The following is a 25344-nucleotide window of genomic DNA, read 5'->3' as shown; positions in this document are numbered from 1 at the left end:
GACACCTCCGTCAGACGACGGGCGTCGTCCTCGCCACGATGGTCCTCAGGTCGGCGACCGGCGTCGAGAGCGCGCCGTACGTGCCGTCGTAGGACGAGCCGAGCCGCGAGTCGCAGAAGGCGTCGGCGACCTCGGGTGGGGCGAAGCGCACGAGCAGCGAGCCCTGGAGGCACATCGCCATCCGGCCGGCCAGCCGGCGCGCCCCGGCCTCGAGGGCCCCCGACTCACCGAGCAGTGCCAGCGTGTCGTCGACGGCCCGGTCGAGCCGCGCGTCCGCGCCGCGGGCGTGCCCGACCTCGGTGATCCAGGCGGCCAGCACCTCGGGCTCGCGGGCCAGGGCGCGCAGGACGTCGAGCGCGTTGACGTTGCCCGAGCCCTCCCACACCGAGTTGAGCGGCGCCTCGCGGTAGAGCAGCGGCAGGCCGGAGTCCTCGACGTACCCGTTGCCGCCCAGGCACTCCAGCGCCTCGGCCACGAACCCGGGGGTGCGCTTGCACACCCAGAACTTCGCCAGCGGCAGCGCGATCCGGCGGAGGGCGGCCTCGTGCGGGTCGTCGATGGCATCCACGGCTGCGGCCAGCCGGATCGCCAGCGCGGTGGCCGCCTCGGACTCGACCGCCAGGTCGGCGACGACGTTCTGCATCAGGGGTTTGTCGGCGAGCAGCGAGCCGAACGCGGACCGGTGCGCCACGTGCCAGGACGCCTCGGCCAGGGCGTGGCGCATCAGCGAGGCCGAGCCGAGCACGCAGTCGAGCCGGGTCGCGGCGACCATCTCGATGATCGTGCGGACACCGCGGCCCTCGTCGCCGAGCCGACGCGCGAGCGTCCCGGACAGCTCGATCTCCGAGGAGGCGTTCGAGCGGTTGCCCAGCTTGTCCTTGAGCCGCACCACGTCGAGCCGGTTGCGAGTGCCGTCCGGGAGGGCGCGGGGCACCACGAAGCACGACAGCCCTTCGGGTGCCTGCGCCAGCACGAGGAACACGTCGTTCATCGGCGCCGACGTGAACCACTTGTGGCCGTGCAGCGTGTACTCGCCGTCGACCCCGGTCGGCCGGGCCTCGGTGATGTTGGCGCGCACGTCCGAGCCGCCCTGCTTCTCGGTCATCCCCATGCCGGCCAGGGCGCCGGCCTTCTCGGCGACCGGACGGATGCCCGGGTCGTAGGTCGTGGCGGCCAGCGCGGGGGTCCACTCCTTGGCGATCGCGTCGTCGGCGCGGAGCGCCGGCACCGCGGCGTACGTCATCGAGATCGGGCAGCCGTGGCCCGGCTCGGTCTGGGACCAGGCGAAGAAGCCCGCGGCCCGGCGCACGTGGGCGTGGGCCGAGTCCGACTCCCACGGCGCCGCCTGCAGCCCGTGACCGACCGCGCGCGTCATCAGCCAGTGCCAGGACGGGTGGAAGACGACCTCGTCGATCCGGTTGCCGTAGCGGTCGTACGTCGTCAGCTCGGGCTCGTGGACGTTCGCGAGCATCCCGTGCTCGCGGGCCTCGGCCGACCCCGCCTCCCGGCCCAGTGCGGAGAGCTCCTCGGCGACATCGGCCGACGCGTGCCGGGTGACCGCCTCCACCAGCGCGGAGTCCGAGCCCACCACGTCGTGGCCGACGAGGGGCGGCGGCTGGTTCGCGAGGGCCATGAGGTCAACGGTAGAGGGCGTTGTGGTCGTTACGGTGTGCGCATGGACGCCGCCCCCGATCGCGCCACCGGTGGCGCCACCGGCGGGGCGGCCGCGCGCCGGGAGGCCGCGGCGGAGCAGCCGTGGTGGCGGCGGGCCGGTGCCAAGGCGTGGCGGATCGTGGTCGCCACCGTCGGCTCGTGCATGCGGCACCGCGTCACCGGGCTGGCCGCCGAGGCGGCCTTCTTCGCGATCCTCTCGGTGCCCCCGCTGGTCTTCGCCATGGCCGGGTCGATCGGCTACGTCTCCGACCAGTTCACGGCGGCCCAGATCGACGACGTACGCCGCGCGGTGCTGGACCTGGCCTCGCGGGCCCTCACCGAGCGTGCCGTCGACCGGATCATCTCCCCGACCATCAACGACGTGCTGGGCGGCGGCCGGTTCGACGTGATCTCGGTCGGCTTCGTGCTCGCCCTGTGGTCGGGCTCGCGCGCGCTGCACGTCTTCGTCGACACCATCACGATCATGCACGGGCTGGGCGGGCACCGGGGGATCATCAAGACCCGGGCGCTGTCCTTCGGCCTCTACCTGCTGGCGATGCTCACCGGCATCGTCTCGATCCCGCTGATCGTCGCCGGCCCGTCGCTGGTGCGCGACTGGCTGCCCGACCAGCTGGACTTCCTGATGTCGTTCTACTGGCCGGCGATCCTGGTGCTGAGCATCTGCTTCCTGGCCACGCTGTACCACGTCTCCGTGCCGGTCCGGACCAACTGGACGTTCAACCTGCCGGGCGCGACGTTCTCCCTGGCCTGCTGGATCCTCGGGTCCTACCTGCTGCGCGAGTTCCTCACCCTCACCGCCGCCGACTCGCGGTCGATCTACGGACCGCTGGCAGCGCCCATCGCGGTGCTGCTCTGGCTGTACCTGGTCGCCATCGCCGTGCTCATCGGTGCCGCGGTGAACGCGTCGTTCGACTCGGTCTTCCCGCAGAACGCGACCACGCGCGCCCGCCTCGAGATGGTGCAGCGGCTGCGGCACCGGATGTCGTGGGACAGCGGCGAGGAGTCGGTGGGCGCCTCCGACGAGTCGGCCGATCCGGACGGGGACGAGGGACTAGATTCGGGGCGTGCCCGACGACCCGAATGAGCCGGCGCGCATCCTGGTCGACCGCCACGTAGGTGGCACCAGGATCGCCCTTCCGGACCGGGTCCGCTCACCTTGGTGGGAGCTGGGCCGCCGGGTGCTGGCCGCGATGGCGATCCTCGTCGGGACCGTGCTGCTGGTGTACGTCGACCGCCACGGGTACCGGGACGGCAACGACCCGCCCGGCTACGGCGTCAACTTCATCGACTCGATCTACTACACGACCGTGACGCTGAGCACGACCGGCTACGGCGACATCGCGCCCGTGACCGAGAAGGCCAGACTGGTCAACGCCTTCCTCATCACGCCGGCCCGTATCGCGTTCCTGGTCCTGCTGATCGGCACCACCCTGGAGGTGCTCGCGTCCCAAGGCCGCGAGATGTTCCGCGTCTCGCGCTGGAGGAAGAACATGGGAGAGCACGTCGTCATCGTCGGCTACGGCACGAAGGGCCGCAGCGCCGTCGAGACCCTGGTCAACAACGGCCAGGACCGCGAGGGCATCGTCGTCGTCGACAAGGGCGCGACGGCCCTCGCCGACGCGCACGCCGACGGCCTGGCCGTCGTGACCGGCGACGCCACCCGCCGCGAGGTGCTGCAGCGCGCCGGCATCTCGACCGCCAGCCACGTCATCATCACCACCGACCGCGACGACTCCAACGTGCTCGCGACCCTCACCGTCCGGCAGCTGAACCCGGACGCCTGGATCGTCAGCGCGGTCCGCGAGCAGGAGAACGTCCCACTCATGAAGCAGTCGGGCGCCGACTCGGTCATCACCTCCTCCGACGCCGTCGGGCGCCTGCTCGGCCTGTCGTCGCTGTCGCCCACGCTCGGCTCGGTCATGGAGGACCTCCTGACGTACGGCGAGGGCCTGGAGGTCGCCGAGCGCGACCTGCTCGTGCCCGAGGTGGGCAAGCCGCCGCAGTCGCTGCCGGACCAGGTGATCGCCGTCGTCCGCGACGAGAAGGTCTACCGCTACTTCGACCCCGTGGTCACCCAGCTCGCCCGCGGCGACCGGCTGATCGTCGTGCGCCCGGCCAAGGAGCTGCCGTGGGCGCCCCGTCCCGGAACGCACGACGAGGCGCTGGCCAACGAGGAGACTTAGACCGTGGTGCTGACGTCGGTCACTCGGCCGCTCGCCGGGTCCCTCGGGGTCCGTGGCCGGCCGGGGTGGCCGGTCATGCTGGCGTTCCTGCTGGTGGCCAGCATCCTCGGGCTCGCGGCCCGCACCACCGTCATCCCGGGCACCGAGTTCGCCGCGGTCTGGCCGTCGGCGGGCGTCACGGTGCTGTGGCTGCTCGTGCGCCGGGCGGCGGTGATCAGCGTGGACACCGCCGTGATGTTCGGCAGCATGCTCGCGTTCGCGCTGGCGACCTCGATCTCGACCGAGATCGCGGTCACCCTGGCCACCGTCCACACGCTGCAGACGGTCGTGGTCGTGGTCCTGCTGCGTCGCTTCGCCCCCGAGCTCTGGGGGTGTGGCGGCCACCGGGCGATCGACTCGCCGCGGCTGCTGGCGACGTACTTCGCCTGCGTCGTCGCCGGCGTCGCCGCCAGCGCGTCGATCGTGCTGGTGGTGTGGTCCCTGCTGGGCGACCCGGACACCCCGACCGACGTGCTCCTGTACGCCGCCCGCAACCTGTGCGGGGTCCTGCTGGTCACCACCGCGGGTCTGTTGTTGTTCCAGCACCTGGCCCAGCCCGGCGACCGGCCGCGGCTGTGGGAGGGCAGCCTGCCGGAGTTCCTCGCGGCGTGCCTCACCAGCGTGGCCGTCTACGCGGTGGTGTTCCTCGCCGGCGCCCATGCGCTGCTCTTCCTGGTGCTCGGGGTGCTGGTCTGGTGCGGGGTGCGGTTCGGCACGCTGATGAACGCCCTGCACATGCTCGTGCTCGGGTACCTCGCCGTCTGGGCCACTCTCGAGGGCCTCGGCCCGTTCGCCAGTGACGACCCGATGGTCGACGTCCTGCTCGCGCAGCTGTTCGTCGTGGTGACCGCCTCCATGGGGCTGGCGCTGTCGACGGGGCTGGACGAGCGCACGGTGCTCAACCGGGAGCTGCAGCAGACCTCCGACGAGATGACCTACCAGGCACAGCTGCTGCACGCCGTCGTGAACTCGATGGCCGAGGGTCTGGCCGTCGTCGACGACGCCGGCCGGTGGCTGCTGCGCAACCCCGCCGCGACGAAGGTCGGCGGCCTGGCCGGTGACCTCCGCGGCCTGCTCGCCGCGTTGCCGGGCGACCAGGACCCGCTCGCCCTCGCGTTCGCGGGCGAGACCGTGCGCGACCGCGAGCTGGAGGTGCCGGGCCCCGCCGGCGCCGCCCGGATCCTGGCCATCTCGGCCGCGCCGCTGCCGCGGGACTCGGTGACCGGACGGGCCCGGGCCCTGCTGATCTTCCGCGACGCGACGGTCGAGCACGCGCGGCGGGTGGACCTGTCGGCGTTCGCCGCGGTGGTCGCCCACGACCTGCGCAACCCCCTGGCCGGCGTGGAGAACTGGACCGAGATGATGGCCGCCGAGCTCGGCGAGCTCGCCAACGGCGACCTGGACCGCGACCTGCTGCGCCGCTACATCGACCGGGTCGGCGCCGGCACCCGCCGGATGAAGCACCTCATCGACGACCTGCTGGACCGGGCCACCCACGACTCCGCCCTCCAGCTGCGCCGCGTCGACGTGACGGCGCTGGCGACCGAGGTCGCCCACGACCGCGGCGCCAACGGTCACGTCCGGGTCGGGCCGATCCCCGAGGTCCTCGCCGACCCCGCGCTGGTGCGGCAGGTGCTGGAGAACCTCATCGGCAACGCGGTCAAGTTCGTGCCGGCGGACGGCGAGCCGAGCGTGCAGGTGAGCGGCCGACGTACCGACTCCGGGACGGTCGCGATCACGGTCGCCGACGAGGGCGTGGGACTCCCCACGGGCAGCCACGTGGCGGTCTTCGAGCCGCACGCGCGGGTCCACCCGACCTACGACGGCCGTGGGCTCGGTCTGGCCATCTGCCGCCGGATCGTGGAGCGGCACGGTGGGGCCATCACGGCCCGCGACAACGAGGGCCGGGGCGCGGTGTTCGAGTTCACGCTGCCGTCGCCCGACTGACGTGCGCACGCTCCTGGTGGCCGTCGCCGCCCTCGCCGTGCTGGTCGTGCTGGCGATCGCCCGTTCGGCGTACGACGACGGGCCGACACCCGAGCAGCGCCGGTGTGACCAGCTGCGGGCGGCCGCCAACGCCGTGCCCGAGCGCGAGGACACGGTCGCCGACGAGGTGGAGTACCACCGGCTCGACGCGAAGGCCGAGCGCGCCTGCCGAGGGACCTGAGCTGCTCAGCGCTGGTTGCGCTGGTTGACCCACAGCACCAGCGCGACCAGGACGACCAGCACGACAACGCCGACCCAGGGGTGGTGGCTCAGGAAGAAGAAGCCACGCATGCGTCCCACGAGATCGGTCACGCGTCCTCCCAGGTGGCCTCGGTGCGCGCGACCAGGTCGGCCGCGACGTCCTCGATGCTGCCACCACGCTCGAAGGCGGCCCGCTGACGGGCTGCGCCGGTCGCCCCGAGCAGGCGGTCGAAGCCGCGGGTCACGAGGTCGAGGTCGCCCGCCGCCTCGAAGGCCGGGCGCATCCGCTCGACGAAGGACGTGAGGACGTCTCGCACGGGAGCCAGGCCGCGTTCGACCGGGTGCACGAGGGTGCCGGCGAGGCCGTACCGCCCGGCCCGCCAGGCGGCAGCGCGGAGCAGCTCGCTGCGCCAGGCACCGGGGTCGGTGCCGGCCTCCCACTCGGCCGCGGCGGTGGTCGCGATCGCGCGGACGGCCGCCGCGACGACCAGCGCGTCGTCCACGTCGGTGCACACGTCGGCGACCTGGATCTCGACGGTCGGGTGGTCCGCGGCCAGGCGGGCCTCGAAGTAGATCATGCCGGGGCCGCTGGCCGCGCCGGCGGCGATCAGCCCGTCGACCAGGGCGTCGTACGTCGCGGGGTCACCGAACAGCTCGGTCGCGCCGGCCGTGGGCCAGCGGCTCCAGATCTGGGACCGCCAGGAGGCGTACCCGGTGTCGCGCCCCTCGGCGTACGGCGAGTTCGCGCTCAGCGCCAGCACCAGCGGCAACCAGGGCCGCAGCCGGTCGACGATGCCCACGCCCTCCTCGCGCGACCCGATGCCCACGTGGACGTGCATGCCGCAGGTACCCGCCTCGCGGCTGATCTCGCCGAACTCGTCGACCATCGCGCGGTACCGGTCCTTCGGCGAGACCTGGACCTCCCCGGCACCGAAGGGCGCGGTGCCGGTCGCCACGGCGGCGGTGCCGGCATCACGGGCTGCTTCGCCGACCCGGCGCCGTGCCGCGACCAGCTGGGCACGTACGTCGCCCAGGTCGGTGGCCGGCTCGGTGCGGGTCTCGACCTGGTGGCGCAGCAGCTCTCGGTCGACGGTGTCGTCGCCGTCGGTGCTCTCGCTCACCACCGCGTCGGCCCGGTTGACCACCCGGCCGCTGGACGGGTCGAGCAGGAGGAACTCCTCCTCGACCCCGACGGTGCGGACCTCCCGGGATGAGACGGTCAGCGGGCGAAGGCGGTCAGGGCCGCCTCGTTGAAGGCGGGCAGGTCGTCGGGCTTGCGGCTGGTGACCAGGTTGCCGTCGACGACGACCTCGTCGTCCTTCCATTCAGCACCGGCGTTGCGCAGGTCGGTCTGCAGGCTGGGCCACGAGGTGAGCGTGCGACCGCGCACGACGTCGGCCTCGACCAGCGACCAGGGCGCGTGGCAGATCGCCGCCACCGGCTTGCCGGCGTCGAAGAAGCCCTTCACGAACGCCACGGCGTCCGCGTCCATCCGCAGGCTGTCGGGGTTCGCCACGCCACCGGGCAGGACGAGCCCGTCGTACTCCGACACGTCCGCGTCCTCGAACGTCACGTCCACCGGGAAGGTGTCGCCCTTGTCCAGGTGGTTGAACGCCTGGACCTTCCCGCTCTCCACGGAGACCAGCACGGGCTGCCCGCCGGCCTGCTCCACCGCCTCCCAGGGAGAGGTCAGCTCGATCTGCTCGATGCCCTCGCTCGCCACGGCGAACGCGATCTTCTTCCCGCTGAGGTCCGTCATGTCCTCGACGCTAGGTGGCGGACGCGCACCGGACACCACTCGTAAGGGTGGTTAGTGTCGGCTCATGGCCACGAGCGTGTACGTCGCCTCGGTCGAGGGCTACACGGGCAAGTCCACGGTCGCGCTCGGCGTGCTGGAGCAGCTGTCGCGGCGCGTGGAGCGCGTCGCCGTCTTCCGGCCGGTCGTGCGGGGGGACGCGGCGACCGACTACGTGCTCGACCTGCTCGTCTCGCACGACGCCGTGCAGCTGTCGTACGACGAGTGCGCCGGCGTGACGTACGCCGACCTGCACCGCGACCCCGAGGGCGCGCTGGACCGGATCGTGGACCGGTTCCACCAGGTCGCCGAGAAGGCCGACGCCGTGGTCGTCGTCGGCAGCGACTACACCGACGTGGGTGCGCCGACGGAGTTCTCCTTCAACGCCAGGATCGCGGCCAACCTCGGCAGCCCGGTGCTGCTGGTGCTCAACGCCCACGAGCGCACGCCCGACGAGGTGCACACCGCCGCCGACCTGGCCGTGAGCGAGCTACGCGCGCACCACGGGACGCTCTTCGCGGTGGTGGCCAACCGGGCCGACGAGAACCAGCTGGACGATGTGGTGAAGGCGCTCGAGGGCCTCGCCGTACCGGCCTTCGCGATCCCCGAGGAGCCGCTGCTCAGCGCGCCGTCGGTCACCGACCTGATGCGCGCGTGCCACGGCCACCTGGTCAGCGGCGAGGAGTCACTGCTCTCCCAGGAGACGACGGGCGTGGTGGTCGCGGCGATGACGCTCCCGCACGTGCTGGACCGGCTCTTCGACGGCGCGGTGGTGGTGACGCCGGGGGACCGGCCCGAGGTGGTGCTCGGCGTGCTGACCGCGCAGGTGTCGGCGAACTTCCCGCAGATGGCCGGCATCGTGCTGAACGGCGGGTTCGAGCTGCCGGCCCAGGTGAGCACGTTGATCGACGGCCTCGGCGCGACGATGCCGATCGTCGCCACGTCGATGGACACCAGTGAGGCGGCGCGGGCGCTGACGTCGGTGCGCGGGCGGCTGCAGAAGCACTCGCCGCGCAAGGTGGCGACCGCACTGCGGATCTTCGACGAGCGGGTGGACGGAGATGTGCTGCTCGACCGGCTGGAGCTGGCGCGCACGACGGCGGTGACGCCGCTGATGTTCGAGCACCAGCTCATCGACATGGCCGTCGCCGACCGCCGGCACATCGTGCTGCCCGAGGGTGACGAGGACCGGGTCCTCCGGGCCGCGGACATCGTGCTGCGCCGCCGGATCGCCGACCTGACGATCCTGGGCGAGGCGGCCGACGTGCAGCGCCGCGCGAGCCTGCTGGGCGTGGACATCTCGGGGGCCACCGTCGTCAGCCCGAAGGACCCGGAGCTGCGAGGACGGTTCGCCGCGGCGTACCACGAGCGCCGCAAGCACAAGGGCATCGACCTCGAGCGGGCGCGCGACATCGTGATCGACGTGTCGTACTTCGGCACGATGATGGTCGAGCTCGGGCTGGCCGACGGCATGGTGTCGGGGGCCGCGCACACGACCGCGCACACGATCCGGCCGGCGCTCGAGGTGGTGCGGACGGCGCCGGACGTGTCGGTGGTGTCGTCGGTGTTCTTCATGTGCCTGCGCGACCAGGTGCTGGTGTACGGCGACTGCGCGGTCAACCCCGACCCGACGGCGGCCCAGCTGGCCGACATCGCCCTGGCCTCGGCGCGCACCGCGGCGGCCTTCGGGGTGGAGCCGCGGGTGGCGATGCTGTCGTACTCGACCGGGGCCTCCGGCGCCGGCTCCGACGTGGACAAGGTGATCGAGGCGACCGCCATGGTGCGCGAGCGCGCACCGTCGCTGCTGGTGGAGGGGCCGATCCAGTACGACGCGGCGATCGACGCCGCCGTCGCGCGGACCAAGCTGCCCGGCTCTCAGGTGGCCGGGAGGGCGACGGTGTTCGTGTTCCCGGACCTCAACACGGGCAACAACACCTACAAGGCGGTGCAGCGGTCGGCCGGCGCGCTGGCCGTCGGGCCGATCCTGCAAGGCCTCAACAAGCCGGTGAACGACCTGTCCCGCGGCGCCCTCGTGCGCGACATCGTGAACACGATCGCGATCACGGCGATCCAGGCCCAGTCAGTCGGCCAGTCAGTCGGCCAGTCAGTCAGCCAGACAGTCGGCCGGGCGCGGTGAGCTCGTTCGTCCTGGTGGTGAACACCGGTTCCTCGTCGCTGAAGTACAGCCTGGTCGACGGTGCGTCCGGCGACTCACCGGCGTCGGGGTCGGTCGAGCGGATCGGGGAGTCGAGCGGACGTCTCTCGCACGAGGTCGACGGCCAGGAGCACGTCGAGGAGCGGGCGTTCCCCGACCACGACTCCGCCTTGCGGGCGGCGCTCGACGCGTTCGCGGCGTACGGGCCGTCACTGGACTCGGCCGGCGTGGTGGCGGTCGGGCACCGGGTGGTGCACGGGGGCGAGCGGTTCTCCGCGCCGGCGCTGGTCGACGACGACGTGATCGGCGCGGTGGAGGCGCTGGTGCCCCTGGCGCCGCTGCACAACCCGGCCAACCTCGAGGGCATCGCGGTCGCGCGGAAGCTGTTCCCCGACCTGCCGCAGGTGGCCGTCTTCGACACGGCGTACCACCACACGATGCCGCCGGCCGCCTACACGTACGCCGTACCGCTCGCCTGGCGTGACGAGCACGCGATCCGGAGGTACGGGTTCCACGGGACCTCGAACGCGTACGTCGCGCGGTCGGCCGCCGCCGCCCTCGGCCGTGCGCCGGAGGAGGTCGACGTCATCGTGCTGCACCTCGGCAACGGCGCCTCCGCGACGGCGGTGCGTGGGGGTCGTTCGGTGGACACCTCGATGGGGATGACCCCGCTCGAGGGCCTGGTCATGGGCACCCGCTCCGGCGACGTCGACCCGGCGCTGCACGCCCACCTGCACCGGTCGCTGGGCTGGTCGCTCGACGACATCGACACCGCGCTCAACCGCTCCTCGGGGCTCAAGGGGCTGGCGGGCGACAACGACTTCCGCGAGGTGATGCGCCTGCGCGCCGCCGGTGACGCCGGCGCCGCCCTGGCGTTCGACGTCTACTCCTACCGGATCCGCAAGTACGTCGGCGCCTACTACGCCGTCCTCGGCACCGTCGACGCCGTCGTCTTCACCGCCGGTGTCGGTGAGCACAGCCCCGAGGTCCGCGCCGCGTCCCTGTCCGGCCTCTCGCGGCTGGGCATCTCGGTGGACCCCGACCGCAACGCCGGCCCCGTCGACGGCCCCACCTTCATCTCCCCGGACTCCGCCGACGTCGCCGTCCTCGTCGTCCCGACCGACGAGGAGTACGAGATCGCCCGACAGGCGCTGTCGTTGGTCGAGGAGGGCCGTCAGGCCCGTCACGAGACCCCGTAAGCGGTCTGCGGTCGTCTCACCGGGTTTCGTGACGGGACTTCGTCCCTCCTCAACCAGCGGAGGGCCGCAGCCGCCGCGGGAACCCCACGTCCACGTACCCGGCCGGCTCGAGGCGCACCTTCACGTCGACGCAGTGGACGCCGTCGGGGGAGGCGAGGACGGGGTTGAGGTCGACGACGGCGACCTCGGGGACGTCGACCGCGAGCTGCCCGACGGACACCACCCGCGCCTCCAGAGCGTCGACGTCCACGCGCGCGAGACCGCGCACGCCGTCGAGCAGCGGCCAGGTACGCAGCCCGCGCAGGGCCCGGCCGGCGTCGGCGGGGGAGACCGGGGCCAGCAGGTGGACCTCGTCGTGCAGCAGGTCGGTGGCCACGCCGCCGGCGGCCACCCGGACGAGGGGGCCGTAGGTCTCGTCGCGCACCATCCCGACGGCGAGCTCGACGCCGGCGACGACGGGCTGCACGCGCACCTCCAGGGAGGCGGCGGGCACCCCGAGCTCGGCCGCGAACGCGGTCACCGCGTCGGCGACCGCGTCCGGGGTCGTCAGCCCGACCCGTACCAGCCCCCGGTCGGTCCGGTGCCGGACCGCGGGGTCGGCGACCTTCACCACGACCGGCCACCCGAGCGACGAGGCCGCCGACGCGGCGGACCCGGGACCCAGCGCCGAGGAGCCGACCGGCTCCACGCCGTACCCCGCCAACAACGATGCCGCGGCCGAGTCCGGCAGCCACTCCGGCTCGCCGCCCCGGCCGGCGAGCCGCTGCGACGCGAAGGACCGAGCCGCGGCGGCACGAGCCGCGTCGACCGGCGGCGCCTCGTCGGCCGACACCCGTCGCCACGCGGCGTACCGCATCGCCCGGGCGAGCGCGACCACCGCGACGAGGGGCGTCCGGTACGCCGTGAGGCCGGGCAGCGACTCGTCGGGACGTACGTCGGAGGCCACCACGACCACCGGCTTGCCGGCCTCGAGAGCGGCGGAGGCGACCGCAGCCCGCAGCTCGACAGGGTCGGCCAGCACCGTCGGGACGAGCGTCACGACCGCGGCGTCCACCTCGGACGAGGCCAGCAGCAGGCCGAGGGCCGACGACAGCGACGCGGGACTCACGTCGGCTCCCAGGTCGACCGGGTTCGCGGCGCTCACGACCGGCACCGCGGACGACAGGGCAGACACCAGCGACGGCGACAGGGCCGGGACCGAGAGCCCCTCACCCGACGCCATCCCGGCGGTCAGCAGGCCCATGCCGCCGGCGTTCGTGACGACACCGACCCGGAAGCCGGACGGCAGCGGCTGCTGCGTCAGCACCGCCGCCGCCTCGGCGATGTCGGCGGCGCCGCGGCACGGGATGACTCCCGCCTGGGCGAACAGCGCGGTGACCCCCTCGGTGGCGGCGGAGCCCCCGGCGACCGCCAGCAGCGGCTTGCGCGAGGCGAACCGTCGCGCGGTCCGCGCGAACTTGAGGGCGTTGCCGAACGACTCGAGGTACAGCGCGGCCACCGTCACCCGCTCGTCGTCGCCCCACGCGGCCAGCAGGTCGTTGCTCGACACGTCGAGCTTGGCGCCCAGCGAGACGAACGAGTGCACGCCGACGCCCTGCGCCCTCGCCAGGTCGAGCACCGTGAACCCCACGCCGCCCGACTGGGCGGCCACCGCCAGCCCGCCCACCGGCGGCAGCTCACGCGCGAACGACGCGTTGAACGCGGCGTGCCGGCTCAGCACGCCCTGCGAGTCCGGCCCGACGACCCGCACGCTGTGCGCTCGTGCGAGCTCGAGCAGCCCGCGGCCGACCGGCTCCCCGGCGCCGGCGAACCCCGCCGACACGATGATCGCCGCGCCCGCGCCCACCGCGCACACGTCCGTCATCACCGACGACACCTGGTCCGCCGGCACGACCACCACGACCAGGTCGACCGGTCCGGGCACCGAGGCCAGCGAGGAGTACGCCGGCACACCGGCCACCGACGAGGCCGACGGGTGCACGACGCTCAGCCGCCCGGCGTACCCGCCCGACCTGATGGCGTCGAGCACCGCGCGTCCGACGCCGCTCTCGGTCCGCCGTACCCCGACCACCGCGACGCCCTCGGGCGCCAGCAGCGGGCGCAGCGACCGGGCCTCGGCCCGCCACTCGCGGCGGTCGGCGGCGTCGAGGGCGGCGGCAGACACGTCGGTGCGCAGCTCGACGGTCACCTCGCCGGCCTCGGTGCGCCGGGAGATCGCGAAGCCGGCCCCCCGGAACACCCGCAGCATCCCGTGGTTCTCGCCCAGCACGTCGGCGTCGAAGCGGTTCACCCCGTGCGCCCGGCCCAGGGCGGCGAGGTGCTCCAGCAGCAGGCTGCCGAGCCCGCGGCCGCTCGCGTCGTCCGACACCAGGAACGCCACCTCGGCGCGGTCCGGCCCCAGCACCTCGGCCGTGGCCAGCCCGGCGACCCGGCCCCGGACCACGGCCACGAGCGCCGCACTCTGCTCGTTGGCCTCGTCGAAGAGGTGGTCGACGTACCGCCGTCCGGCCTCCCGGCTGGTCGTGAAGAACCGCAGCCGCAGGGTGTCGTCGGAGACGTTCTCGTGCAGCGCCAGCACCGCGTCCCGGTCCGTCGCCTCGAGCGACCGCACCACGGCGATCGAGCCGTCGGTCAGCAGCACATCGGCCGGTGGTGCCGACCAGTCGCGGGGGAGCAGGTCGGCCACCCCGTCATCCTGCACCCTCTATTCTCGACCGCACCCGAACGATCGACCCCTCAGTGATCCGGCCCGACGAAGGAGAACCCGTGCCGCAGGGCCGTACGACGACCCGCAGGGCCACCGTGGCCAAGCACGGCAAGCGCGTCCTCCTCGAGGTCGTGGGCTGGACGCTCGTGGTCGCCGGCATCGCCGCCCTCGTGCTCCCCGGGCCCGGGCTGCTGGGCATCTTCGCCGGGCTGGTGATCCTGTCCCAGCAGTACGAATGGGCCGAGCGCCGTGTCGAGCCGGTCAAGCAGAAGGCCCTCGAGGGCGCGTCCGACGCCGTCCAGACCTGGCCGCGGATCGTGCTGGCCACCATCGGCGGCCTGGTCATCGTCGGCTTCGGCGTCCTCTGGCTCGCCCAGCCGGACGCCCCGTCGTGGTGGCCGGTCGACGACGACTACTGGCTGTACGGCGGGTGGGCGCCGGGCATCACGCTGGTGCTGTCCGGACTGTTCGCGCTGGCCACGATCGTCTACAGCTACCGCCGGTTCCGGGGGTCGCCGTACGAGGAGGAGCAATGAGCCGTCCCGTCGTCATCGTCGTCGCCGCCGGCCCCGGGGTGAGCGGCTCGCTCGCCCGTCGCTACGCGCGTGAGGGGTACGACACGGGGCTGGTCGGCGTCGACGAGACCGTGCTCACCACCCTCGCCGGCGAGCTCGAGGACCTCGGGGCGACCGCCCACCACGTCGTCGCGGACATCACCGACGCCGACGCCGCCACCGAGGCGATCGGCGGGCTGGCCGAGCGCTTCGGCCGGGTCGACGTGCTGCACTTCAACCCCAGCGCTTTCCGGCAGAAGCACCCGCTGACGCTGACCTCGGCCGAGCTCCTCCAGGACGTCGGACTCGGCGTCGCGGCGCTGCTCACCGCCCTGCAGGCGGTGCGGCCGTACATGTCCGCCGGTGGCCGGGTCACCGCCACCGGCAGCATGGCCGCGGACGAGCCGTGGAACGAGGCCGCCTCCCTCGGCGTGCAGAAGGCCGGACTCCGCAACCTGGTGCACAGCATCGACGCCACCCTCGAGCCCGACGGCATCCGGGCCGCCTCGGTCACGGTGCGCGGCACCCTCGGCAAGGAGGGTCCGTTCACCCCCGACCGGGTCGCCGACGCCCTCTGGGACGCCGCCCACCAGGACGAGGCCGAGTGGCGCACCGAGGTGCCCTACTCGGGATGACCGACCGGGCCCGGCTGACCAGTGGGCGGCACCGGCCACGGGTGGTCTGGTCCACCGGGTCGGAGGCGCCCGATCGGCGTACCGTCGGCATCGGCCGGGTTGGGTGACACACCCTGGGACGGGGGAACCCGGCCTCTCGGGTGCTCGCGGGAGCGGCGCCCTTCTCCGGGGCCCGCTGTCCGCGGCTTGCCTGGGTGCCTGCGAGCGCACGGGCGGATACCGGCGGAGATGTCGGCGGGGATGTCGCCGGGGATGATGGCGCGATGAGCGAGATCGACCTCTTCGCGGAGCTGGCCGTGACCGAGTACGCCGCCGGGATGGCCTGGTACGAGCGGTTCCTCGGGAGGCCGGCGAGCTTCGAGGCGCACGCGACGGAGTCGGTGTGGGAGCTGGCCGAGCACCGCTACCTCGTGGTGCTGGAGCGCCCCGAGGCCGCCGGCCACGGCATCGTCACCGTGTTCCTCGAGGACTACGAGGGCTGGCTGGCCGCGGTGCAGGAGCGCGGGATCGAGCCGACCACCGTCGAGACCTACGACAACGGCGTGCGCAAGGCGACGTTCCACGACCCCGACGGCAACGAGATCGGCTTCGGCGGCGCTCCGCTGGAGGGGAAGTCCGGGGACGACTAATCCACTCGTTGACGATAACGGGTGGGCCGACATACGTTGCCGGGTGGCACGGCATCGCTCGGATGCCGTCGTAGACCTGGGTGGGGGTCGCTCATGGTTCGTCGTCGTCACCTCTCGCTGCTCGCCGGGCTCGTCGTCCTGGCGCTGGTCCTGATCGGCGGGTACGTCGTCGGGAACCGCGCCGACGGTCCGCCGCCTCGCTCCGCGAGTGCGGGCACCGAGTCCGGCGCAGAGGCCGACGAGGCCGACGCCGACTCCGGGGACGAGGCGGAAGCCGAGGAGGGCGAGGCGGGCGAGTCCGCCGAGGAGCGCGAGCACGAGCGCCACAACGCCGCGGGCGAGGCCGGCGAGGAGTCGGTGGCCATGCACACCGCGATCTCGCTGTTCCGAGACGCCCGCGGGCTGGGCCTGCTCAAGGACCCGGGCGCCTACACCGACGCCTACGCGCACCTGGCCGGCATGCCGCAGGCCGCCGGTGCCTGGCAGGAGGTCACCAGCAAGCCCTACAACTCCGACGCCCCGGCGTACCGCGACCCGGTCGCCTCCAACAGCGGCGGCGGCGCGGGCTACGTCACCGGCCGCATCGTCGGGCTGGCCGTCGACCCGTCGACGCACGGGCTGGACTTCCAGCCGGTGTACGCCGCCGGCGCGCAGGGCGGCGTGTTCCGCTCGCTCGACAACGGCGCGACCTGGACCCCGATCTCGGACCAGATCCTCAACCTGGCCACCGGCGACCTGCGGGTCGCTCCGGACGGCAGCCTCTGGTACGGCACCGGCGAGCCCAACTACGGCAACGAGCTCGGCAGCGGTGTCTACCGGCTGGACGACCCGTGGAAGACCACCTCGGTGTTCACCGCGGGCGACCGCGTCGGCGGCACGGAGCTCGAGTCCCACTGGATCGGCAAGCTCGCCTTCGACGACACGTTCGCGTACGCCGCCACGTCGCGCGGTGTGTACCGCCGCCCGCTCGCAGACGACGCCGTGGCCTGGCAGCGCGTGCTCGCGCCCGTCCAGCCGCAGACCTCGGTGACGCAGAACATCGCCGACGACATCGTCGTCCAGCCGCGCACCGGCCTGCTGGTCGCCAACCTGGCCTACCGGTCCCCGCAGCCCTACAACGGCTTCTACGTGTCGAGCGACCACGGAAGCACCTGGCGGCTGGCCAAGCTCAAGGGCGCCATCAACCCCAAGGAGGTCGGCCCCTCCGACATGGCCTACTCCGCCGACGGCAAGCGGCTCTACGTCGTCATGGAGTCCACCGTCGGGTTCGACACCAAGACCAGCTCGCTGGCCGGTGTCTACGAGTCGCCCACCGGCAACCCCGACGGCCCGTGGAGCCAGATCGCCGACGCCAGCAAGCTGGGGAACTCCGGCTCCGCGCTGAAGACGCCGGGCGACCACTCGTACCCGGTGGGCGTGCAGGCCTGGTACAACCGGTTCGTCGGGGTGGACCCGGCCGACCGCGACCACGTGTACGTCGGCCTGGAGGAGGTCTTCGAGACCCGCAACGCCGGCACGACCTGGAAGACCGCCGGCCGCTACTGGGACTTCGGCTTCGCCTGCCAGCCCTCGGGCACCTGCGACGGCAACGTGCTGCACTCCGACCAGCACAGCATCGCGTTCGGCAACGACCGGGTGTACGCCGGCAACGACGGCGGCCTCTACAGCCGCAAGGTCGACGGCACGCAGCAGTCGTGGACCAGCCTCAGCAAGTCCGGTGAGCTCCGCGCCCTCCAGTACTACGGGATCGGCGTCGGCGCGCTCGGCGCCTCCGACGGCGGCGGGGTCGCCGCGTGGGGCGGCATGCAGGACAACGGCGTCTCGCTCCTCCGGCCGGCCGACAACGGCGAGCAGGTCAGCCCGATGGGCGGCGACGGCGGCATGATGCTGGTCGACCCGGCCAACGGCTGCCGCGCAGTCGGCGAGTACGTCGGGCTCACGCTGCAGCTGACGACCAACTGCGGCAAGGGCCAGCCGGATGCACCGACCATCCAGCAGATCGCCCCGGCGGACCCGAACCCGCAGTTCATCGCACCGTTCGCGGCCGACGACACCGCGGCGTACCGCGACAAGTTCTGGGTCGCCGCCGGCGCCTACGTCTGGGAGAACACCAAGACCTGGGCCAGCACGACCGCGGACAACGGCTGGATGAAGGCGTTCGACCTGACGGTCGGCACCAACCCGGCGGCCAGTGCGACCGCGGTGGCGAGCCAGACCCACGACGTGGCCGGCAAGCCGGTCCACGTCGAGTACGCCGCGTGGTGCGGGTCGTGCTCCTCGACGACCTACAACAGCGGCGTCGCGACCAACGAGGGCGGGACCTGGCACCAGCTCCCGATGACCTACACCAAGAGCGACGGCACGACGGCACGGATGCCGCAGCGCTACATCTCCGCGGTCACCATCGACCCGGCCGACACCTCCGGCCGGACGGTGTACGTGACGTACAACGGGTTCAGCGCTCGCTACATCGAGGGCTTCGGGGCCGGGTTCGGTCACGTGTACAAGTCCACCGACGGCGGCATGACGTTCACCGACGTCTCCGGCGCGGCGGCCGCGGCGGACTCGCTGCCGGACGTCCCGGCCAGCGACCTGGCCATCGGGCCGACCGGCTCGCTGTACCTCGCCACCGACCTCGGCGTGTTCGTCCACCCGGCAGGCTCGGCGACGGGTCACTGGGAGCGGATGGGCACCACGCTGCCCACCACGATCTCCTCGGACCTCGTCGTCTTCGGCGGCTCCGGAGGGACCTGGCTCTACGACGGCACGTTCGGTCGCGGCATCTGGAAGGCGCCGGTCGGCTGACCCCGCTCGGTGATTGAGGTGTGAGGCCGGCCACGCTCGTCGCGGGGGCTCCTCGCACCTCAACCACCGAGGGGACACGGGGTGTTCTCCCGTGTCGCTGGTCGAGGAAGGCGCGCTGGCGCCTGTCACGAGACCACTGGACCGTGCGGGGGTCTCGTGACAGGACTTCGTCCTTCCTCGACCAGCGCCCGGCGCTGGCGCCTGTCACGAGACCGCTGGACCGTGCGGGGTCTCGTGACAGGACTTCGTCCTTCCTCGACCAGCGCCCGGCGGGGTTGTCCCGTGTCGCTGGTCGAGGAAGGCGCGCTGGCGCCTGTCACGAGACCGCTGGACCGTGCGGGGTCTCGTGACAGGACTTCGTCCTTCCTCGACCAGCGGTCGGCGGGGGGTCTCGTGACAGGACTTCGTCCTTCCTCGACCAGCGGTCGGCGGGGGGTCTCGTGACAGGACTTCGTCCTTCGTCGACCAGCGGTCGGCGGGGGGGTCTCGTGACAGGACTTCGTCCTTCCTCGACCAGCGGTCGCGGGGTGTCCTCCCGTACCTGGGGGCGCGGGTGTGCGATGAATGATCGGTGGACCAGCCAGCGGCGCGCCGCCGACCGGTGCTGAAGGCTGCCCTGGGCGGGGCGGCCGCCGTGGGTGCGGTCGGCGTGGCCGCGCGCGTGTTCACCGCCCCGCCGACCCCGGGCCGGTCCGGCTGGTCGGGCGAGGGCGGGCTCGCCCTGGCGGGGGAGCAGGCCGACGGGATCGGCGAGCTCGAGGTCCCGCTCACCACGCTGGCCCGCAGCACCAGGGACGGCTCGTTCGAGACCGTCGGCATGACGTCGACGCCCTACTCCATGCTCGCGCTGACCTGGGACCGCGGGGCCGCGGCGCCGCCCCTCGAGGTGCGCACCCGGACCGACGGCGCCTGGGACGACTGGCGTCCGGTGCCGCCACTGGCCGACGGCCCCGACCCGGCCTCCGACGAGGTGGCCACGCGCTCGGGCACCGACCTCTCGTGGGTCGGCCCGGCCGACGGCGTGCAGGTCCGGGTCGGTGGACCCGTACCGCGCGGCCTGACCCTCGTGCTGCTCCACCCGTACGCCCAGCCCGGCGACGAGGACACGCTCCTCGACGAGGAGATCATGGCGCGCGGGGTCCGCGCCGGGTTCGTGCCGCGGCCGCACATGCGCGGCCGACGCCACTGGGGCGCCAACCGCGCCTGGCGCAGCGGCCGGCCGGCGTACAACCGGACCATCCAGCAGGTCCACGTGCACCACACGGCCAGCAGCAACGGGTACTCGCGTCACGACGTGCCCGCGCTGATCCGGGGCATGTACCGGTACCACACCCATCACCTCGGCTGGTCCGACATCGGCTACAACTTCCTGGTCGACCGCTTCGGGCGGATCTGGACCGGCCGCGCCGGCGGCGCCGCTCGCGCCGTCCGCGGCGCGCACACGCTGGGCTTCAACAACACGTCGACGGGCATCGCGGTGATCGGCAACTTCGAGACCGCGCGCCCGTCGGAGGCCGTGCTCCAGGCGGTCGCGGCCGTGGCCGCCTGGAAGCTGCGCACCTACCACCGCGACCCGCTCGCGGAGACCCGTGTCTGGTCGCGCGGCAGCGACAAGTTCCGCTGGGGACGACAGGTCGTGCTGCCCACGATCGACGGGCACCGCGACACCAACGACACCGCCTGCCCCGGCCGGCACCTCTACCACCACCTCCCCGAGATCCGGCAGAAGACCGCGGCGCTGGTTCGCTACTACTCGCGCATCCACGTCCTCACGCCGCCGACGCTGCAGGGCACGCCCAGGTTGGGCAGCACGCTGCGCGTCGACCCGGGGGAGTACGCGCCGTCCGACGCCGCGCTCACCTACGTCTGGCTGCGCGACGGCAGGCCCATCCCGCGCGCGTCGGGGCCGTCGTACGACGTGCGCCCGGCCGACGTGGGCACCCGGCTGTCCGTGCGCATCACCGCCCGCAAGCGCGGCCTCAAGCCCGCCACCCGCCGGCGTTGGTCATCCGGCCGGACGACGGGTCCGGCGCACGTCTCCGTCACCGCGAGGTCGTCCGACCGCCGGCTGCGCGTCGACGTCCTCGTGTCCTCACCGCCCGGCGTGCGACCGACGCCGACCGGCAAGGTCGTGGTGAAGGTCGCCGGACGCCGTGCGGTGGTGCGGCTGCACGACGGCCGGGGCACGGCGACGTTCGGCGCCGGGTCGCCGCTGCCTCCTCGTCGTGTGTGGGTCAAGGCGAGGTACCAGGGCGACGCCGTCCACGACAAGGCCCGGGCGCTGGCGAAGGTACGGGTCAGGCGCTGACGCGACCCGCAGTCACTACTCGACCGTGACCGTCACGGCGGCGGGTGCGGACTGGTACCACTGGTCCCACGCGGTGGCCTCGATCCAGTACGTGCCGGCGAGGTCGAGGGTGAACGTCGCGGAGTAGGGAGCGACGGAGTCGTCGGCGTAGTCGACCGGGTCACCCGTGCTCGCGTCGCGGATGGTGAGCTCGACCATCTCGACGGGCCGGTCGGTGGCCGCGTTGGGAGTCGCCGTGACCGTGACGGCGAAGGGGACACCCGCCGGCACGGTGCTGCCGTTCGCGGGTGACGTGATCGTCACCGTCGGAGGAGCCGGCACCACGGTGACGGGGGTGCTGGCGACGCCGTCCGCGCCGCTGGCGTCCGAGGCGGTGGCGGACACGACGTGCGGGCCCGCCGTGGCCTCCAGGTCGACGCTCCACGGGGCCTGGCTGTCGTATGCGCACGTCTGGTCCTCGAGGCACACCGTCACCGAGCTGATCGGGCTCTGGCTGAGAGCGTCCGGCTGCACGTCCACCACCACGTGAATGTTGGGACCCGGGACCGAGGCACCCGGTGTCGGCGCCAGGATGGTGACCACGGGTGCCGGCACGTGCTCCTGCAGCTGTGGCGACTCCGGCGACGATCCCACCTGGTTCACGGCCCGGACCGACCACTTCTGCGGGGGCTTGCCGTCGTAGTCGACGGTGAGGGTGGTGTGGTGGCCGCCGGGATCGGCCACGAAGGTGCTCTCCCCGCCCGGGTACCGCGTGGCGACGTACCCGAGCACCACCTGCCCGTTGTCACTGCCGCCCGGCTGGATGACGAGGCGGGACTCCCGCCCGTAGGGGCCCCCGGTGGCGACAGCCGAGACGAGGGTCGGTGCGTCCGGGGCGCCCGCGCGCTTCCCGAAGGACACCTGCACCCGAGCCGTCGCCGCGTCCTGGGCCACCAACGTGATCCGGACGTCCTGCGGTGTCGTGAAGCTGCTCCCGACCGGCAGCGTGGCGTTGACGAGGTCGGGATCGGGGTAGAACAGGGTGGCGTCGGGGTTGCCCGGGGCGGCGTCGAGCAGCTGCAGCGACTTCTTGCCGGTGTCGAGGCGGATCTGCAGGCCCGGCGTGCCGGACACGGCGAAGCTGCCGGGCTCCTTGGCCATCGCCACGCCCGTGGTGTGCAGCTCGAGCCAGTACGACGCCTTGCCGGAGACCTTCACCCGCAGTCCCTGCAGACCCTTCCCGGAGTCCTCCGCGTCGCGCAGCGTCCAGGTTCCCGAACCAGTGGCCGTGGCGGTGCGGCCCGCCCAGCCCAAGCGCTTCAGCACACCCACGGAGTACGGGCGGGTGCTGATGCCCATGGAGTCCCACACGTCGCCGTACTCCTGGCCCGAGCAGCGGCCGCCCTGCGTGATCCTGCGCTTGTCGGCGGTGCAGATGAGGGAGTTGGCGTGGTCGAGCCCGAGGTTGTGGCCCAGCTCGTGGGTGAGCACGTCGAGGTGGGGGAACTTCTCGCGGATCCACGTCACCCGCCCGGGCTTCTCGCCCTGGGAGTTGGTGCCGCACTGCGGCATCACGAGCATGTACCGGTTGAAGCCCCCGGTCGCCGCACCATGGGCTCGCGCGGCGCCGACCGCACGGCGGACCGACCCGTACAGGTCGCCGCAGTTGACCATGCCGCCGCCCACCCGGAGCCACGGCGTGACCTTGCTGCTGACGTGCTGCCGACCGCGCGAGGTACGGGCGAACCAGGCGGCGGTGTCCTTCATCAGACCCTTCATCTGCCCGGTGTCGGGGAACTTCGGCGGCGACGGGGACCAGAAGACGCGCATCACCAGGATGCGCACCCGGCCCGGCACGGCGCTGACCCGCGCCGAGACCGGCGGGAGCCCTGGGTAGGACAAGGGCGGCACGGCGTCGTCCGGCCTGGAGGCCGGTGGCGACGACGGGGCGGTGGACGGAACGGGCCTGCCGTGGGCTCCCACCTGCGTCGTGACCTCCGCCGGCGAGGGCGGCGCCACGAGGACAGGGGCGACGCCCAACACGACCAGGGCTGCCCAAGCGGCCACACGTGTCACCAGAGACCCCCCACCTGCAGTGACGTGCCCTCACCCTGCGGCCCGGACCGCCACCGGCACAAGCCCACAATCGGGTACGTCACGGGGTCGTCCGGGAGGAGCGGTGCTGTCGCGCCGCTCGCCGGCGGGAGACCCTCGGCACGGCGCCGTCCGTTCGCCTCTCCGCCGGGACGAGCGCACCCGGCCGGACCTCGTGCCACCAGGTGCGGCGGCCGATGTCCGCGTGGACGACCAGCCGCTTCCGACCGAGGCGGCGAGCGAGCTCGCGGCGGACGACGTCGTCGTAGGCACCGTCGTCCAGCCGGGCCAGGAAGTCGCCCTCCTCGTCGCGGGGCAGGACGGCGTACACGCGGCGGTCGCCGTCGCTGAGCTCCCAGACGGCGTGCGCCCAGGTCAGCCAGACCGTCTCCGCCTCGACCCCGCCCGGTCGTCGTCGGGGACCGGTGTCGGGCAGGTCGAGCGTGGGTGCGTCGCGGTGCGGCCGTGTCGTGCAGACGTCGGCCGGCCCACGGTCCTGGAACCTCAACGGCGCCCCGGTGACGAGGCGGTCGATCGGCGTCGGGTCGAGGCCGTGGAGCAGGCACCAGGGGCGGGCCCACTCCCAGGCGGCCGCCAGGAGGTCCCGGTCCGGGACGGGGCTGGTGAGCAGGTCGGCGTACGGGCCCTCCGCGGGCAGGTACCAGCCGAACTTCTCCCGGGCCGGAGCCGTGACGGGTTCCGGCACGTCGGGCGGACGGGCGTCGGCGAGGAGGGCGGCGACGACGGCACCGACGAACGTCACGAGGGCCACGAGGTGCTCACCCTCGGCGTACTCGCCACCGATCTCGAGTCGTCCACGGCGGGGCCGGACGAGCAGGCCGGAGCCCGACGCCGGCTCGGCGACCAGGGCCGTGGCCAGGCCGCCGTACCGCGCGAACCGCCGGCCGACGTCGACCACGCGGTCGTCGGGGACGCTGAGGTTGACGTGGGTCGAGAAGCCGGTGAGGCGGTCGGCACCGGCCGCCTCGCCGACGCGCCCGGCCAGCTCGCTGCGCTCGGCGGCGAGCAGCTCGTCGAGGAGCTGGGGAGCGGCGGCGTCCCACGCGACCGGGGGAGTGGCCAGCTCGGCCTCGCGGCCGTCGGCGGTCAGGACGACGCCCGAGGGGAGCCGACGCGCGCGGGGGTCGCCCGGATCGAGCGAGCGCAGATGACCCGCGATCTCCGGGAGCACCTGTCGGAAGTCCAGCTGGACGGGCCCTGCCCACATGCGCAGCTCGTGCTCGACCCCGACCCGCAGGGGACGACCTCGTGTCATGCCCGCCTCCGCAACCCCAGGTATGCCTATGTACCCCCTGGGGTGGACAGGCTCCACCAGGGTGAGGACATTGTTGCCCACGTTCGACTCTCTGGGGGGAGAGACACCATGGGGGAAAAGGGCAACATCTCGTCCACCGAGCTGGTCGCCGCCGGCTCGGGTGCTGTGGTCGCGGGGGCGGGCACGCAGGTCACGGCCGTCTTCGAGGAGGCGGCGGACACCATCAAGGACAAGGTGCTCGACAAGGGCGCCGACGCGGGCATCACCGCGGCCACCGACGAGTGGCAGCGCCGGCGCGGGGACGGCTCGGAGGATTCCGCCGGACCGTCGACGTCGGGCTGACGTCGTGGCCTGGGAGGAGACCCGCGGGTCCTCCCGCGTGGTGCTTGCCGGCGCGCGTCACGTCGCGCACGCCGACGACGCGAAGGGGCGCTCCGACGAGGCGTCACGGCTGCCGGGCCGCTCCCTGCGACCCCGTGTGCTGGCCGGCGCGGGCGTGGCGCTGGTGGTCCTCGCGCTGATCGCCTTCCTGCTGATGCGGGGCGGCGACAAGCCGACCGACCGCGCCGCCCTGGTCGACGTCGAGCCGACGCCCTCGTCGTCGCCGAGGAGTCCGACGCCGGCCGACGTGCTGACGGAGTCGGCGCCGACGGGCGTGTGGAAGGTGGTCGTCGTCGGGCGCACGTTGACCACCCGCGGAGGGCAGACGAAGCCGCTGAAGCAGCGGGAGGACCCCATCATGTGGACGTTCCCAGCCGCGGCCTGCTCGGACACGCAGTGCAGCGGCACGGTGAGCAGCTCCAGCGGCAAGGAGTTCTCCTTCACCTGGGACGGGCAGCGTTTGGTGGTCGCCCGGGAGGACGCGGTCTACCGGAACAAGAAGGAAGCCTGCGTCGACACCGACACCGGGGTGGTCCAGCCGATCGAGCAGTCGGCGGCCCGGATCACCTGGCACTACCACTACAACCCGTTCGTGGGCTCGGCCTCGCGGCTCGTGGGCACCTCCGTGACGCGGACGACCTACGAGTTCTTCGGCACCTGCGAGCCGCACGACTCCGACACCGTCAAGGCGACCTACGAATGGCGGATGACACCGGTCGCGAAGACCTGACGGCGTTCCCTGGT

Annotated in this window: 20 protein-coding genes; 13 read left to right on the top strand and 7 right to left on the bottom strand. The window is 73.1% G+C overall.

What is annotated here, in order from left to right; translation table 11 throughout:
* Positions 1-10 precede the first annotated feature (10 nt).
* The gene (locus tag ISU07_RS09825; RefSeq protein ID WP_194706601.1) at positions 11-1633 is read right to left on the bottom strand and encodes an acyl-CoA dehydrogenase family protein; all 1623 of its coding nucleotides are present in this window, start codon (positions 1631-1633) and stop codon (positions 11-13) included.
* A 42-nt stretch (positions 1634-1675) separates the two neighbouring features.
* Here ISU07_RS09825 and ISU07_RS09820 point away from each other — a divergent pair, with 42 nt between their 5' ends.
* From ISU07_RS09820 to ISU07_RS09805, 4 genes are read left to right on the top strand one after another with little or no spacing between them, the layout of a single operon-like run.
* Entirely contained in the window at positions 1676-2758 is a 1083-nt protein-coding gene (locus ISU07_RS09820; protein WP_228521583.1) for a YihY/virulence factor BrkB family protein, read from the top strand.
* Entirely contained in the window at positions 2739-3857 is a 1119-nt protein-coding gene (locus tag ISU07_RS09815) for a potassium channel family protein (RefSeq protein WP_323742524.1), read from the top strand. Before ISU07_RS09820 ends, ISU07_RS09815 begins: the two co-directional genes overlap by 20 nt.
* Before the next feature lie 3 nt (positions 3858-3860).
* A complete protein-coding gene (locus ISU07_RS09810; RefSeq protein ID WP_194706600.1) occupies positions 3861-5843 on the top strand; it encodes an ATP-binding protein in 1983 nt (660 codons plus the stop codon).
* A 1-nt stretch (position 5844) separates the two neighbouring features.
* A complete protein-coding gene (locus ISU07_RS09805; protein WP_194706599.1) occupies positions 5845-6063 on the top strand; it encodes a hypothetical protein in 219 nt (72 codons plus the stop codon).
* A 5-nt stretch (positions 6064-6068) separates the two neighbouring features.
* On the opposite strand, the gene ISU07_RS24455 is transcribed toward ISU07_RS09805, so the two are convergent.
* The 3 genes from ISU07_RS24455 to ISU07_RS09795 are packed head-to-tail and all read right to left on the bottom strand — an operon-like array spanning position 6069 to position 7842.
* Positions 6069-6194, bottom strand: a complete 126-nt coding sequence (locus tag ISU07_RS24455) for a hypothetical protein (protein WP_267238913.1) — start codon at positions 6192-6194, stop codon at positions 6069-6071.
* A complete protein-coding gene (locus ISU07_RS09800) occupies positions 6191-7306 on the bottom strand; it encodes a carboxylate-amine ligase (RefSeq protein WP_267238915.1) in 1116 nt (371 codons plus the stop codon). Before ISU07_RS09800 ends, ISU07_RS24455 begins: the two co-directional genes overlap by 4 nt.
* The gene (locus ISU07_RS09795; protein ID WP_194706597.1) at positions 7303-7842 is read right to left on the bottom strand and encodes a type 1 glutamine amidotransferase domain-containing protein; all 540 of its coding nucleotides are present in this window, start codon (positions 7840-7842) and stop codon (positions 7303-7305) included. Before ISU07_RS09795 ends, ISU07_RS09800 begins: the two co-directional genes overlap by 4 nt.
* Positions 7843-7906: 64 nt before the next feature.
* On the opposite strand from ISU07_RS09795, the gene pta reads away from it, so the two are divergent.
* A complete protein-coding gene (pta, locus tag ISU07_RS09790) occupies positions 7907-10015 on the top strand; it encodes a phosphate acetyltransferase (protein WP_194706596.1) in 2109 nt (702 codons plus the stop codon).
* Complete coding sequence (locus ISU07_RS09785; RefSeq protein ID WP_194706595.1) at positions 10012-11232, top strand: acetate kinase; 1221 nt, start codon at positions 10012-10014, stop codon at positions 11230-11232. The genes pta and ISU07_RS09785 overlap by 4 nt, the downstream gene beginning before the upstream one ends.
* A gap of 49 nt (positions 11233-11281) precedes the next feature.
* Here ISU07_RS09785 and ISU07_RS09780 read toward each other — a convergent pair whose 3' ends face one another.
* Complete coding sequence (locus ISU07_RS09780) at positions 11282-13918, bottom strand: bifunctional acetate--CoA ligase family protein/GNAT family N-acetyltransferase (RefSeq protein ID WP_194706594.1); 2637 nt, start codon at positions 13916-13918, stop codon at positions 11282-11284.
* 80 nt (positions 13919-13998) lie between these two features.
* On the opposite strand from ISU07_RS09780, the gene ISU07_RS09775 reads away from it, so the two are divergent.
* The 5 genes from ISU07_RS09775 (at position 13999) to ISU07_RS09755 (ending at position 20870) form a co-directional block, all read left to right on the top strand.
* Positions 13999-14475 (top strand): PGPGW domain-containing protein, encoded by a 477-nt coding sequence (locus ISU07_RS09775; RefSeq protein ID WP_323742523.1) that lies wholly within the window; start codon positions 13999-14001, stop codon positions 14473-14475.
* Positions 14472-15128, top strand: coding sequence for an SDR family oxidoreductase (locus tag ISU07_RS09770; RefSeq protein WP_194706593.1), 657 nt, complete (start codon positions 14472-14474; stop codon positions 15126-15128). Before ISU07_RS09775 ends, ISU07_RS09770 begins: the two co-directional genes overlap by 4 nt.
* 263 nt (positions 15129-15391) lie before the next feature.
* On the top strand, positions 15392-15757 hold the full coding sequence (locus ISU07_RS09765; RefSeq protein WP_194706592.1) for a VOC family protein: 366 nt from the start codon (positions 15392-15394) through the stop codon (positions 15755-15757).
* 93 nt (positions 15758-15850) lie between these two features.
* Positions 15851-18562 carry a beta propeller repeat protein gene (locus ISU07_RS09760; protein ID WP_194706591.1) on the top strand — a complete coding sequence of 904 codons (2712 nt, stop codon included), beginning with the start codon at positions 15851-15853 and terminating at the stop codon, positions 18560-18562.
* A gap of 571 nt (positions 18563-19133) precedes the next feature.
* Entirely contained in the window at positions 19134-20870 is a 1737-nt protein-coding gene (locus tag ISU07_RS09755; protein WP_194706590.1) for an N-acetylmuramoyl-L-alanine amidase, read from the top strand.
* A gap of 15 nt (positions 20871-20885) precedes the next feature.
* Here the strand turns inward: ISU07_RS09755 and ISU07_RS09750 are convergent, their stop codons facing one another.
* Both ISU07_RS09750 and ISU07_RS09745 read right to left on the bottom strand, forming a co-directional pair.
* Positions 20886-22760: an Ig-like domain-containing protein gene (locus tag ISU07_RS09750; protein ID WP_194706589.1), complete on the bottom strand. Its 1875-nt coding sequence runs from the start codon at positions 22758-22760 to the stop codon at positions 20886-20888.
* Positions 22761-23004: 244 nt separating this feature from the next.
* Positions 23005-24219 (bottom strand): hypothetical protein, encoded by a 1215-nt coding sequence (locus ISU07_RS09745; protein WP_194706588.1) that lies wholly within the window; start codon positions 24217-24219, stop codon positions 23005-23007.
* A gap of 108 nt (positions 24220-24327) precedes the next feature.
* On the opposite strand from ISU07_RS09745, the gene ISU07_RS09740 reads away from it, so the two are divergent.
* On the top strand, positions 24328-24561 hold the full coding sequence (locus tag ISU07_RS09740) for a hypothetical protein (RefSeq protein ID WP_194706587.1): 234 nt from the start codon (positions 24328-24330) through the stop codon (positions 24559-24561).
* A 4-nt stretch (positions 24562-24565) separates the two neighbouring features.
* Complete coding sequence (locus ISU07_RS09735; RefSeq protein WP_194706586.1) at positions 24566-25330, top strand: hypothetical protein; 765 nt, start codon at positions 24566-24568, stop codon at positions 25328-25330.
* The last annotated feature ends 14 nt before the right edge of the window (positions 25331-25344 follow it).

It is taken from the genome of Nocardioides islandensis, from assembly GCF_015352455.1.
Lineage (GTDB): Bacteria > Actinomycetota > Actinomycetes > Propionibacteriales > Nocardioidaceae > Nocardioides > Nocardioides islandensis.
This window is presented reverse-complemented; position numbering and strand designations above follow the sequence as displayed.

Coding starts and splice junctions, on each gene's coding strand:
- ISU07_RS09825 (WP_194706601.1), bottom strand. CDS start 1,633: ATGGCCCTCGCGAACCAGCCGCCGCCCCTCGTCGGCCACGACGTGGTG.
- ISU07_RS09820 (WP_228521583.1), top strand. CDS start 1,676: ATGGACGCCGCCCCCGATCGCGCCACCGGTGGCGCCACCGGCGGGGCG.
- ISU07_RS09795 (WP_194706597.1), bottom strand. CDS start 7,842: ATGACGGACCTCAGCGGGAAGAAGATCGCGTTCGCCGTGGCGAGCGAG.
- pta (WP_194706596.1), top strand. CDS start 7,907: ATGGCCACGAGCGTGTACGTCGCCTCGGTCGAGGGCTACACGGGCAAG.
- ISU07_RS09770 (WP_194706593.1), top strand. CDS start 14,472: ATGAGCCGTCCCGTCGTCATCGTCGTCGCCGCCGGCCCCGGGGTGAGC.
- ISU07_RS09765 (WP_194706592.1), top strand. CDS start 15,392: ATGAGCGAGATCGACCTCTTCGCGGAGCTGGCCGTGACCGAGTACGCC.
- ISU07_RS09760 (WP_194706591.1), top strand. CDS start 15,851: ATGGTTCGTCGTCGTCACCTCTCGCTGCTCGCCGGGCTCGTCGTCCTG.
- ISU07_RS09745 (WP_194706588.1), bottom strand. CDS start 24,219: ATGACACGAGGTCGTCCCCTGCGGGTCGGGGTCGAGCACGAGCTGCGC.
- ISU07_RS09740 (WP_194706587.1), top strand. CDS start 24,328: ATGGGGGAAAAGGGCAACATCTCGTCCACCGAGCTGGTCGCCGCCGGC.